Genomic DNA, 11671 nt, shown 5'->3' with positions numbered 1-11671 from the left:
GGCGATAGCGAATTTAAAGACGCCATCGCCGGCAAGCCGGGCTCCTACAGTGGTGTGCTGCTTAAGCCTCGTGCATCAACAGCACTTCGGCCCACCCTTGCCACCGTAACGGGCTTCCTGACGTTCCCGAAAGAACATTTCGTAGCTCATCACCGGTTTGTCCGGGTGTTTGGTCTGCATATGCTCGACGTAGTTGTCGTAGTCGGGCATGCCGACCATCAGGCGCGCGGCCTGACCGAGGTATTTACCGAGGCGACTCAGGTCATTGAACATGCTGCAATCCTCGATTACGCGTCCGGCAAGGCCTGGAATGGCGATTCTTTATCCGTACGCTCTTTTTTACCCCAGGCGGCAATGCCGACCTTGAGTGCATAGAACAGGATACTGAACACCACGAACAGGAACAGCGCGGTCAGCGTTGCGTTGGTGTAGGCGTTGAAAATCACGTGTTGCATCTGGGTGATGTCCTTGGCCGGGGCGAGGATCTGACCGTTGGCCAGCGCATCGCTGTATTTTTTGGCCAGCGACAGGAAGCCGATCGCCGGGTTGGCGTCGAACAGCTTGATGAAGCCGGCGGTGGTGGTGCAGATCAGCAGCCAGACCGCTGGCACCATGGTCACCCAGACGTAGCGTTGGCGTTTCATTTTGATCAGCACGACGGTGCCGAGCATCAGCGCGATACCGGCCAGCATCTGGTTGGAGATACCGAACAGCGGCCATAAGGTGTTGATGCCGCCCAGCGGGTCGATCACGCCCTGATACAGCAACCAGCCCCACATCGCCACACAACCGGCGGTGGCGATCAGGTTGGCGGTCCAGGATTCGGTGCGTTTCAGCGCCGGCACGAAGGAGCCGAGCAAGTCCTGCAACATGAAGCGACCGGCACGGGTACCGGCATCGACTGCGGTCAGGATGAACAGCGCTTCGAACAGGATCGCAAAGTGGTACCAGAACGCCATGGTGTTTTCACCCGGCAGGACACTGTGCAGGATCTGCGCGATACCGACCGCCAGGGTCGGCGCACCGCCGGCGCGGGCCAGGATGGTGGTTTCACCGATGTCCTTGGCCACCGTTTGCAGCGCTTCCGGAGTAATTGCAAAACCCCAGCTGCTGACAGTTTGTGCAACCGCTACCACGTCACCACCGACGACGGCCGCCGGGCTGTTCATGGCGAAATACACGCCTGGCTCAATCACCGAAGCGGCAACCATCGCCATGATGGCCACGAACGATTCCATCAACATGCCGCCGTAACCGATGTAACGGGCGTTGACCTCGTTATCCAGCAGTTTTGGCGTGGTGCCGGAGGAGATCAGCGCGTGGAAACCCGAGACCGCGCCACAGGCGATGGTGATGAACAGGAACGGGAACAGGCCGCCTTTCCATACCGGACCGGTGCCATCGATGAACTGGGTCAGCGCCGGCATTTTCAGCTCGGGCATGGTGACCAGGATGCCGATCGCCAGTGCGATGATGGTGCCGATTTTCAGGAACGTCGACAGGTAGTCACGCGGGGCCAGAATCAGCCACACCGGCAAAGAGGCAGCGACGAAACCGTAACCGACCAGCATCCAGGTGATCTGCACGCCAGTGAAGGTGAAGGCTTTGGCCCAGACCGGGTCCGCGGCAATCTGCCCGCCCAGCCAGATCGAACCCAGCAGCAACAGCACGCCGACGATGGAGATCTCACCGATGCGGCCCGGGCGGATGTAGCGCATGTAGATGCCCATGAACATCGCGATCGGGATAGTCGCCATCACCGTGAAAATGCCCCACGGGCTCTCGGCCAGGGCTTTTACGACGATCAGCGCCAGCACCGCGAGGATGATGATCATGATCAGGAAGCAGCCGAACAGCGCGATGGTGCCGGGGATGCGGCCCATTTCTTCGCGGACCATGTCACCCAAGGAACGGCCGTTGCGGCGGGTGGACATGAACAGGACCATGAAGTCCTGAACCGCACCGGCCAGCACCACACCGGCAATCAGCCACAGCGTGCCGGGCAAGTAGCCCATCTGCGCCGCCAACACCGGACCGACCAATGGCCCTGCGCCAGCGATGGCCGCGAAGTGGTGACCGAAGAGGATGTGTTTGTTGGTAGGGACGTAGTCCAGACCATCATTGTTGAGCACAGCGGGGGTGGCCCGTCGTGAATCGAGTTGCATCACGTTGTTAGCGATGAACAGACTGTAGTAACGGTACGCAACCAGATAAATGGCCACGGCAGCGACCACAATCCACAAGGCGTTGATTGCCTCGCCTCGGCGCAATGCCACTACGCCAAGGGCGCACGCTCCTACGATTGCCAGCAGCAGCCAGGGTAGGTGGCGTAGCGGGCTATTATTATTTTTCATTTTTTTATTCCAGCCAGGGTGGACAAGAAAGACAGCCACCCCGAGTTTAGCTCTCCTGACGGCAAAGGCCATACCCGACATTGGTCTAGACGCCTGTGTCGGCTGGCAGGCTTTGACAATGCGGGTCTATAGTCAGCGGACATTAAGAGGAATAAGCCATGAGCGAACACCCTGCCAATCGCCGCCGCTTCAAACGTATTGCGTTCGATGCCCGAACCGAGCTTTGCCAAGGGGAATTCATCTGGCCAGTGAAGCTGATTGACTTGTCGCTCAAGGGAATACTGATCGAGCGACCCGAGCCGTGGCTGGGCGACCCGAAAAAGATGTTTTCTGTCGACATTCATCTCAGCAAGGACTTTGACATCAAGATGGATGTGCAACTGAAGCACGACGATCCTCACCATTTGGGATTCGCTTGCCGATACATCAGCCTGGAATCCATCGAGCGGCTGCGGCGATTGATCGAGCTCAATCTGGGGGATCCGCAGGAGCTGGAGCGCGAGCTGGGTGCGCTTATAGAGGTGTGAGCCTTACGTGTAGGAGCCGGCTTGCTGCGGGCGGCGTTCCGACGATTGCGGCACACACGAACGCGCGCGAACTTCAATCGCCAGCAAGCTGGCTCCTACAAGGATTGGGGTTATTCGAAGAGTGCGTCGAGGGCCTGTTCGAGGCGGGTCACGGCAATAATCTGCAATCCCGACGGAGACTCCTTCGGCGCATTGCCCTTGGGCACGATGGCCCGTTTGAAGCCGTGCTTGGCCGCTTCTTTCAAGCGTTCCTGCCCACTCGGCACCGGACGCACTTCGCCAGACAAACCGACTTCGCCGAACACCAGCAGGTCATGGGGCAATGGCCGGTTACGCAAACTGGACATGACCGCCGCCATCAGCGCCAGGTCGGAAGCGGTTTCCAACACCTTCACGCCGCCCACCACGTTGAGGAACACGTCCTGGTCGTGGGTCGGAATGCCGCCGTGTCGATGCAGAACCGCCAGCAACATCGCCAGTCGGTTCTGATCCAGCCCCAACGTGACCCGACGCGGGTTGGCCAGATGGCTGTCATCCACCAACGCCTGAACCTCCACCAGCATCGGTCGGGTCCCTTCCCACGTTGCCATGACCACACTGCCCGGGACTTCTTCCTGTGCACGAGTAAGAAAAATCGCCGAAGGGTTGGAGACTTCTTTCAAACCCTTGTCGGTCATGCCGAACACGCCCAGTTCGTTGACCGCGCCAAAACGGTTCTTCACCGCCCGCAGCAAGCGCAAGCGACCGTCGGATTCGCCCTCGAAATACAGCACGGTATCGACCATGTGCTCCAGCACACGCGGACCGGCCAGCGCACCTTCTTTCGTCACGTGGCCAACCAGGAAAATCGCTGTGCCACTCTGTTTGGCATAACGCACCAGCAAGGCTGCGCTCTCCCGCACCTGAGACACGCCGCCCGGTGCCGATTGCAGCTGTTCAGTGAAAATCGTCTGAATCGAGTCGATCACCATGACCTTGGGCTTTTCGACCCGGGCGGTGGCGATAATGGTTTCGATGCAGGTTTCAGTCATGACCCGCAGTTGATCCTGCGGCAAACCCAGGCGTCGGGCGCGCATGGCCACTTGCTGCTGGGACTCTTCGCCCGTGACGTACAACGCCGGCATGCTCTTGGCGAGGTTGCACAAGGTTTGCAGGAGGATGGTTGATTTGCCGATGCCCGGATCACCGCCGATCAAAACCACCGAACCGTCCACCAGCCCGCCGCCCAGGACGCGATCGAGCTCACTGGAGGCAGTGGAAAAGCGCGGTATTTCTTCGACGCTGACTTCGGCCAGGGTCTTGATTTGTGCCTGTTGGCCGGTCCAGCCGGTGCGGCCGCTGGGGGCTGCGGCACCGCCGCTCTCGACCATGGTTTCGGTCAAGGTGTTCCAGGCCCCGCACTCGCCGCACTGGCCGGCCCACTTGGGGAAGGTTGAGCCGCACTCGGTGCAGCCGTACATGCGCTTGGCCTTGGCCATCTGAACTCCCGGCAAAAACCGCGATGATAGCTCAGCTGGACTGGATCAGTGCGACAGAGTTGCCCAATGGAATTGTGCGGAAACTTGCTCGGCTCTCGAGACAACGACAGCGTTGCAACTTTCATAACTTGTACAACGCGCTGCTAAAATAACTCGACCAACGTTAAATCCAAAACCCACAAAGCTGTACAACTCTTATCACTCTGCAAACTTAACGTACAACATCACCCAACAAACCAAGAGTTTAATACTGACAATCAAGAAGATGGCTTTACGGCATCACGCACCCTGTGTTTTTCCAGCCATTATTTTCCGAACCAAGAACTTATACTTGAAGTTAACCACTGTAAAACTTATATCGCACTTCCCATTACGCTCAACAAGTCGCTCCTGCGACGCACGCACTTTTGATGACAACCACCACCTCCATCGCTGATCGACGCAAGCGACTGAATGACGCTCAACACCCTTTAGATGGACAGTGGGCACACGCCTGGAAGGCTCAGATCTACACTTCAATGATGGCATTTTGAAAACTTTTTACCGTCAAACCGGTCGATAGCACGCTTGCGATGCCAGCAGTTGTTTCGGGCAAGAACCATTTGGCTGATTTACACTGCGTTACCAACCTCATCTGTAACAAGGAAATAACCTATGGGCGTGCTAAATGAGTTCAAGGCCTTCGCGGTAAAAGGCAACGTGGTCGACATGGCCGTCGGTATCATCATCGGTGCCGCCTTCGGTAAGATCGTTTCGTCGTTTGTCGGCGACGTGGTCATGCCGCCAATCGGCCTGCTGATCGGTGGGGTGGATTTCAGTGATCTCGCCATTACGCTCAAGGCCGCCAGCGGCGACGCCCCCGCAGTGGTGCTGGCGTACGGTAAATTCATCCAGAGCATGATCGACTTCATCATCGTCGCGTTCGCGATTTTCATGGGCGTCAAAGCCATCAATCGCTTGAAGCGCGAAGAAGCCGTTGCGCCCACCCTGCCGCCGGTTCCGACGAAGGAAGAAGAGCTGTTGGGTGAGATTCGCGATCTGCTGAAGGCCCAGAATAATCGGCCTGAATGATCTGATGCAGATAAAAAACGGCGCCTTCGTGGCGCCGTTTTTTTTACCAGTAGTTTTCCACCGCCACGTGCCCGGGGCGTCGGCTGAGACTCAAGTGCATGTCACGTTGTTTCAGCAGTTTTCGCGTGTCATCGATCATCTGCGGGTTGCCACACAGCATGCCCCTTGAATGCTCGGCCGTCAGTGCCACGCCTGCCGCCCGCTCCAGTTCGCCACTCTCTATCAAGGTGGTGATCCGGCCATTCAAGGCACCTGGATGCTGTTCGCGGGTGACGGTGGCAATGTACTGAAACTTGTGCGCGTACTCGGCCAGATAGTCACGCTGCATCAATTCCGCGATCAGTTCCTGATACGCCAGCTCCCGGGCTTCGCGCACGCTGTAGACCAGGATGATTCGCTCGAACTTCTCCCAGACCTCGAAGTCCTGCAGGATCGACAGAAACGGCGCCACGCCCGTGCCTGTGGATAACAACCAGAGATCACGCCCATCGATGAAGCGGTCAAGCGTCAGGTATCCAAAGGCCTGGCGGTCGACCAGCAGCGTATCGCCGACGCCCAGCCGACTCAGCTCACTGGTGAACTCGCCCCCCGGCACCACGATGGAAAAGAATTCGAGGAACTCGTCATAAGGCGAAGAAACCATGGAATAGGCACGCCACACAACGCTGCCGTCTGCCTTGGTCACGCCCAGACGGGCGAATTGCCCCGCACGAAAACGAAAGCCCGGGTCCCGTGTCGTGCGCAGGGTGAACAGGCTCGGGGTCAACGGCTTGACGTCGAGCAGAGTCTGGCGCGTGAATTTTTCTGCACTGGCAGTCATGGGGCGCTCCATTCAACAGATAGCATCCAGTGTCCCGCAAAGCGGGGAAAACAAACACCGACGATTTGTAGTGCCTTTTATTATCAACCTGAACATTACAAAGAGTATTTGATTTTTTTTGACGTACCATTCAGTTAATAAAACGGTTAATGAAATTAAACTCAACATTCAAAACCCGCCGTATTTTTAAAAACTCCATTAGAACTTGATATTTATTTTTTAAAGCGCAGTAAAGCCAAAAAATCTCACTTTTATGTAGGATTCGTCCTACACTCGGCTCGTGCAGGATTTCGGATCCAATCAGCACCCCGGCAGATTGTAAAATGGAGATACATGATGGAGCGGTGGAAGGAATCACAACTCAACCAACTATCGAGCACGAAGCATATTGATGCCGCGTACCCGATCGCACTTGAATTCGCGAAAAACATCGGGTTTAAATTTTTCGCTTTTTCAACCACTTATCAAACAAAAAACAACCAGCTCAACACTATCCGACACAACAATTACCCAACCATCTGGAACAAGTATTATGAACAGAAAAACTTAAGCTCGGTGGACCCGGTAGTAGCTCATTGCAATCACTCAATGCTGCCCATTATGTGGAGCGAAACTCTTTTCTCCAAGGTTCCTTCCCTGTGGGAGGCCTTGGAAACGCATGGTTTGCAGCACGGCTGGTCACAATCGCTGCATGACGAAGACAGCGGCCTGTGCAGCATTCTGAGCCTGGCAAGGAGCCATTGCCCGATCACGGCCCTGGAGCTGTATGAAAACCTCGGTTTCTCGGTATTCATGTGCCGTCATCTTCATGCGCTGATCGCGCAATCGCTGCCCAAGAAAATGCTGAAACCACCCGCTGCGCATTTATCTCCACGGGAAATCGACGTATTGGAACTGGCGGCAGCCGGCAAGACGGCTGAAGAAAGCGCGCGAATTCTCAACCTGAGCGCACGGACCATCCATTTCCACATTCAAAGCGTGATTTTGAAACTCGGAGTCAGCAACAAGATTGCCGCGATCATCGCCGCGATCAAGGCCGGTCACCTCAAAAGCACCTCGACACGTTGATCGATTAAAACCTGCGAGTAACGTACCATTTGCGATTCCTCCTGAGTGTTGACGTGTGAACCTTCACGACGCAGTGCACTCGGACGGCCTCGCCCGCTACAACGCCCCTGGGCCGCGGGATACCCGTTGATTTACCCAGAGCCCCGCCCCATGCCTTTGCTCGAAACACCCTTCGCCCGCCTCGACCTGATCCGCCAGCCAGAACAGCAGAACGAACCGCTGCAAGCGTTCGATGCCGCCGACGAATACCTGCTCAATCACCTGGCCGAACAACAACCGGGCGCGAACACTCGAGTGTTGGTGCTCAACGACAGCTTTGGCGCATTGGCTGCCAGCCTCGCGGGCAAAGTTCAGGTGACCAGCAGCGGCGATTCGTTTCTGGCCTTTCAGGGCCTGGAAAAAAATCTGATCCGTAACGCTCAGGCATTTGATGCCGTGCCTCGCGTGCCTGCCAGCGAAGCGTTTAGCGGCCCGTTTGATCGGGTCCTGATCCGCGTACCGAAAACCCTGGCCTTGCTGGAGGAACAATTGATTCGTCTGCAAAGCCAACTGGCGCCCGGCGCCCAAGTGATTGCCGGCGCCATGATCAAGCATCTGCCACGCGCCGCCGGGGATTTGCTGGAGCGCTACATCGGCCCGGTTCAAGCCTCGCTGGCGGTGAAAAAGGCTCGGCTGTTGATGATCACCGCTGAAGCCAAAGCACCCGCGACGTCGCCCTACCCGACTCGCTATCAGCTCGATGCGCCGGCGATTGAACTGCTCAACCACGCCAATGTGTTCTGCCGCGAAGGGCTGGATATCGGTACCCGAGCCTTTTTGCCGCACTTGCCGACAAACCTCGGCGCGGCACGGGTCGCGGATCTGGGCTGCGGTAACGGCGTTTTGGCCATTGCCAGCGCTCTGCAAAACCCGCAGGCGCACTACACGCTGGTGGACGAATCCTTCATGGCCGTGCAATCGGCCGCCGAAAACTGGCGCGCGGCGCTGGGTGACCGGGACGTGATCGTGCGTGCCGGGGATGGTCTGGCCGGGCAGGAGCCGCAGTCACTGGACGTGGTGCTGTGCAACCCCCCGTTTCACCAACAACAAGTCGTGGGCGATTTCCTCGCCTGGCGGATGTTCCAGCAAGCGCGCGAAGCGCTGGTGGTGGGCGGCGCGCTGTACATCGTCGGCAACCGTCATCTGGGTTATCACAGCAAACTGGCGCGGTTGTTCCGTGGCGTCGAACAAGTGGCGGCCACACCGAAGTTCGTGATCCTCAAAGCCCGAAAATAATCCCGGACAAAAAAAACCCTCCAGCGCAGGAGGGTTGTAAATCCGTGCCGCAAGGCATCGGGATGGGATTTTGCGAATTCAGTGGGTCGACAGGCCTGCGGCATTCATGAACATGCGCATCAGGCTCGCAACGATGAACAGCGCCAGCACGCTGCCGGCCCAGATCATCGCCAGCCAGCCAAGCCGCTGCCAGAGCGGCTTTTTCTCTGCGGCCTGGATTTCTTCCAAAGTGTGTTTACCAGTCATGGCGTTCCAACCCTCCTCTTCAAGGTTGATGGCGTCAGTGATGACGCCATCGCGAGCAAGCTTGCTCCTACAGGATTAGTGGTAACCATCTTCATGGGTGACCTTGCCGCGGAACACGTAGTAGCTCCAGAAGGTGTAACCCAGGATGAACGGGATGATGAACAAGGTGCCGACCAGCATGAAGCCCTGGCTTTGCGGCGGTGCGGCGGCGTCCCAGATCGAGATCGACGGCGGCACGATGTTCGGCCACAGGCTGATGCCCAGACCGCTGTAGCCGAGGAAGATCAGCACCAGCGTCAGCAGGAACGGCGTGTAGTGCGCATTGCGAGCCACAGCGCGGATCAGGCCGTACATGGTCACCAACACCAGAATCGGCACCGGCAGGAACCAGAACAGATTCGGCAACGTGAACCAGCGCGCGGCGATTTCCGCGTGAGCCAGCGGCGTCCAGATGCTGACGATACCAATCACCGCCAGCACCACGAACGCCAGCGGCCGCGCCAGGTTGTGCATCTGTTCCTGCAACTTGCCTTCGGTTTTCATGATCAGCCAAGTGCAACCGAGCAGCGCATAAGCCACCACCAACGCCACGCCGCAGAACATCGTGAACGGTGTCAGCCAGTCCAGTGACCCGCCGGCAAACTGGCGGTTGACCACCGGCAGCCCATCGATGAACGCACCCAACGCGACGCCCTGGAAGAAAGTCGCGGCGATGGAGCCACCAATGAACGCCTTGTCCCAGAGGTGGCGCTTGTCGTCCTTGGCCTTGAAGCGGAACTCGAACGCCACGCCGCGAAAGATCAGCCCGATCAGCATGAAAATCAGCGGCAGGTACAGCGCCGAGAGCACCACCGAATACGCCAGCGGGAAGGCGCCGAACAGCGCCGCACCGCCCAGCACCAGCCAGGTCTCATTGCCGTCCCAGACCGGCGCCACGGTGTTCATCATTACGTCACGGTCGGTCTTGCCCGGAATGAACGGGAAGAGAATCCCGATCCCCAGGTCGAAGCCGTCCATGACCACGTACATCATGATGCCGAAGATGATGATCACGGCCCAGATCAGTGGAAGATCAATACCCATGACTCAAATCTCCTTGGTCAGGCTGGGGCTGTGGTCGTTTTCGGCGCCATCATCGTCAGCCGCAGACAGGGGACGCGCCGGTGTGCGTTTCTGGCCGGGACCACCGTCGTTGGTTTCCTTGCCTTCGTCGATCTTCGGCCCTTTGCGCACCAGGCGCATCATGTAGCCCAGACCGGCACCGAACAGCGCGAAATAGACCACGACGAACAGGATCAGCGTGATGCTCATCTGCATGAAGCTGTGATTGGAGGACGCGTCCGCCGTGCGCATCAGGCCGTAGACGACCCAAGGCTGACGACCGATTTCAGTGGTAAACCAACCGGCGAGGATCGCGATCAGGCCGGACGGCCCCATCCACAATGCCAGGTACAGGAACGGTCGCGAGGTATACAGCTTGTCGCTTTTGCGCAGCCACAGGCTCCACAGACCGGTAAAGATCATCAGCATGCCCAAGCCGACCATGATCCGGAACGACCAGAACACGATGGTCGAATTCGGCCGGTCTTCCGGCGGGAACTCCTTGAGCGCCGGCACCTGTTTGTCCAGCGAGTGCGTGAGGATCAGGCTGCCCAGGTACGGAATCTCGACGGCGAACTTGGTCCTCTCTTCTTTCATGTCCGGCCAGCCGAACAGGATCAGCGGGGTCGGTTCATCACCGTGGTTTTCCCAGTGGCCTTCGATCGCGGCGATTTTCGCCGGTTGATGCTTCAACGTATTGAGACCGTGGAAGTCACCGATGACCGCCTGAATCGGCGCGACGATCAAGGCCATCCACATGGCCATCGAGAGCATGGTACGGATCGCCGGGTTGTCCTTGCCGCGCAGCAAATGCCAGGCCGCCGAGGAACCGACGAAAAATGCGGTCGCGACAAACGCGGCCGTCGCCATGTGCATCAGGCGGTACGGGAACGACGGATTGAAGATCACCGCCAGCCAGTCGGTTGGAATGACCTGGCCGTTAACGATTTCGAAGCCCTGCGGGGTCTGCATCCAGCTGTTGGAAGCGAGAATCCAGAAAGTCGAGATCAGCGTGCCGATGGCGACCATGACCGTGGCGAAGAAGTGCAGATTGCGCCCGACCTTGTTCCAGCCGAACAGCATGACCCCAAGGAAACCGGCTTCAAGGAAGAACGCGGTCAGTACTTCGTACGTCAGCAACGGCCCGGTGACGGAACCGGCGAAGTCCGAAAAGCGGCTCCAGTTGGTGCCGAACTGATAGGCCATGACCAGCCCGGAGACCACGCCCATGCCGAAGTTGACGGCAAAGATCTTCGACCAGAAGTGGTACAGATCGCGGTAGGTGTCGTTATTGGTTTTCAGCCACAGGCCTTCGAGTACCGCCAGGTAACTCGCCAGACCAATGGTGATGGCCGGGAACAGGATGTGGAACGAGATGGTGAACGCGAACTGAATTCGGGCGAGATCAAGCGCCTCCAAACCGAACATAAGTCTTCCTCTGTCAGGTAATACCGGCTGAAGGCTTGCGGCCTACACCCACGGCCCCCACGAATAGGAGTGTGGCGAATTGAAATTCGTTCTTCTTTTTACAAACATCACACGTAGGGAATTCGGCCATCTGGCCACCAGATCAATTCCACAAAGGCCTTGATCTGGATCAAGCATGGGTAAAAGAGTAGTCCGGTTTTTGGCGATGGACGGTGTGGTCTTTTGCCGCGTGACAGGTTGCCTCATAGCATCGGACATGTGCCGTAATACATTCCCTGTGGGAGCGGGCTTGCTCGCGAAGGC

At 57.8% G+C, this 11671-nt stretch carries 11 protein-coding genes; 4 read left to right on the top strand and 7 right to left on the bottom strand.

Annotation, left to right across the window (positions count from 1 at the left end):
- Positions 1–75: 75 nt before the first annotated feature.
- Both KGB27_RS29360 and KGB27_RS29355 read right to left on the bottom strand, forming a co-directional pair.
- Positions 76–273, bottom strand: a complete 198-nt coding sequence (locus KGB27_RS29360) for a YbdD/YjiX family protein (RefSeq protein ID WP_007895266.1) — start codon at positions 271–273, stop codon at positions 76–78.
- 14 nt (positions 274–287) lie between these two features.
- Entirely contained in the window at positions 288–2354 is a 2067-nt protein-coding gene (locus KGB27_RS29355; protein ID WP_008040323.1) for a carbon starvation CstA family protein, read from the bottom strand.
- Positions 2355–2512: 158 nt separating this feature from the next.
- On the opposite strand from KGB27_RS29355, the gene KGB27_RS29350 reads away from it, so the two are divergent.
- The gene (locus tag KGB27_RS29350; protein ID WP_223480582.1) at positions 2513–2881 is read left to right on the top strand and encodes a PilZ domain-containing protein; all 369 of its coding nucleotides are present in this window, start codon (positions 2513–2515) and stop codon (positions 2879–2881) included.
- Positions 2882–2991: 110 nt separating this feature from the next.
- Here the strand turns inward: KGB27_RS29350 and radA are convergent, their stop codons facing one another.
- On the bottom strand, positions 2992–4359 hold the full coding sequence (gene radA, locus KGB27_RS29345; RefSeq protein WP_223557260.1) for a DNA repair protein RadA: 1368 nt from the start codon (positions 4357–4359) through the stop codon (positions 2992–2994).
- 654 nt (positions 4360–5013) lie between these two features.
- Between radA and mscL the strand changes: the two genes are divergently transcribed.
- Positions 5014–5430: a large-conductance mechanosensitive channel protein MscL gene (mscL, locus tag KGB27_RS29340; RefSeq protein WP_008040320.1), complete on the top strand. Its 417-nt coding sequence runs from the start codon at positions 5014–5016 to the stop codon at positions 5428–5430.
- A 43-nt stretch (positions 5431–5473) separates the two neighbouring features.
- Here mscL and KGB27_RS29335 read toward each other — a convergent pair whose 3' ends face one another.
- A complete protein-coding gene (locus KGB27_RS29335) occupies positions 5474–6250 on the bottom strand; it encodes a ferredoxin--NADP reductase (protein WP_008040319.1) in 777 nt (258 codons plus the stop codon).
- 336 nt (positions 6251–6586) lie between these two features.
- Here KGB27_RS29335 and KGB27_RS29330 point away from each other — a divergent pair, with 336 nt between their 5' ends.
- Positions 6587–7318 carry a helix-turn-helix transcriptional regulator gene (locus tag KGB27_RS29330; RefSeq protein WP_008040318.1) on the top strand — a complete coding sequence of 244 codons (732 nt, stop codon included), beginning with the start codon at positions 6587–6589 and terminating at the stop codon, positions 7316–7318.
- A 150-nt stretch (positions 7319–7468) separates the two neighbouring features.
- Complete coding sequence (locus KGB27_RS29325; RefSeq protein WP_223557259.1) at positions 7469–8593, top strand: methyltransferase; 1125 nt, start codon at positions 7469–7471, stop codon at positions 8591–8593.
- A 78-nt stretch (positions 8594–8671) separates the two neighbouring features.
- Here KGB27_RS29325 and KGB27_RS29320 read toward each other — a convergent pair whose 3' ends face one another.
- The 3 genes from KGB27_RS29320 to KGB27_RS29310 all read right to left on the bottom strand — a co-directional run bounded on the left by KGB27_RS29320 (position 8672) and on the right by KGB27_RS29310 (position 11368).
- Positions 8672–8839 carry a DUF2474 domain-containing protein gene (locus KGB27_RS29320; RefSeq protein WP_008040316.1) on the bottom strand — a complete coding sequence of 56 codons (168 nt, stop codon included), beginning with the start codon at positions 8837–8839 and terminating at the stop codon, positions 8672–8674.
- Positions 8840–8914: 75 nt separating this feature from the next.
- On the bottom strand, positions 8915–9922 hold the full coding sequence (cydB, locus tag KGB27_RS29315; RefSeq protein ID WP_008028900.1) for a cytochrome d ubiquinol oxidase subunit II: 1008 nt from the start codon (positions 9920–9922) through the stop codon (positions 8915–8917).
- Between the two features lie 3 nt (positions 9923–9925).
- Complete coding sequence (locus KGB27_RS29310) at positions 9926–11368, bottom strand: cytochrome ubiquinol oxidase subunit I (RefSeq protein WP_008040295.1); 1443 nt, start codon at positions 11366–11368, stop codon at positions 9926–9928.
- Between the last annotated feature and the right edge of the window lie 303 nt (positions 11369–11671).

Origin of the sequence: Pseudomonas sp. BF-R-01 (assembly GCF_019946615.1) — a bacterium.
GTDB classification, from domain to species: domain Bacteria; phylum Pseudomonadota; class Gammaproteobacteria; order Pseudomonadales; family Pseudomonadaceae; genus Aquipseudomonas; species Aquipseudomonas migulae.
This window is presented reverse-complemented; position numbering and strand designations above follow the sequence as displayed.

What these genes read in the sequence shown, in the direction of transcription:
- cydB (WP_008028900.1), bottom strand. Translation starts at nt 9,922, where the DNA reads ATGGGTATTGATCTTCCACTGATCTGGGCCGTGATCATCATCTTCGGC.
- KGB27_RS29325 (WP_223557259.1), top strand. Translation starts at nt 7,469, where the DNA reads ATGCCTTTGCTCGAAACACCCTTCGCCCGCCTCGACCTGATCCGCCAG.
- KGB27_RS29355 (WP_008040323.1), bottom strand. Translation starts at nt 2,354, where the DNA reads ATGAAAAATAATAATAGCCCGCTACGCCACCTACCCTGGCTGCTGCTG.
- KGB27_RS29330 (WP_008040318.1), top strand. Translation starts at nt 6,587, where the DNA reads ATGGAGCGGTGGAAGGAATCACAACTCAACCAACTATCGAGCACGAAG.
- KGB27_RS29360 (WP_007895266.1), bottom strand. Translation starts at nt 273, where the DNA reads ATGTTCAATGACCTGAGTCGCCTCGGTAAATACCTCGGTCAGGCCGCG.
- radA (WP_223557260.1), bottom strand. Translation starts at nt 4,359, where the DNA reads ATGGCCAAGGCCAAGCGCATGTACGGCTGCACCGAGTGCGGCTCAACC.
- KGB27_RS29335 (WP_008040319.1), bottom strand. Translation starts at nt 6,250, where the DNA reads ATGACTGCCAGTGCAGAAAAATTCACGCGCCAGACTCTGCTCGACGTC.
- KGB27_RS29320 (WP_008040316.1), bottom strand. Translation starts at nt 8,839, where the DNA reads ATGACTGGTAAACACACTTTGGAAGAAATCCAGGCCGCAGAGAAAAAG.
- mscL (WP_008040320.1), top strand. Translation starts at nt 5,014, where the DNA reads ATGGGCGTGCTAAATGAGTTCAAGGCCTTCGCGGTAAAAGGCAACGTG.
- KGB27_RS29350 (WP_223480582.1), top strand. Translation starts at nt 2,513, where the DNA reads ATGAGCGAACACCCTGCCAATCGCCGCCGCTTCAAACGTATTGCGTTC.
- KGB27_RS29310 (WP_008040295.1), bottom strand. Translation starts at nt 11,368, where the DNA reads ATGTTCGGTTTGGAGGCGCTTGATCTCGCCCGAATTCAGTTCGCGTTC.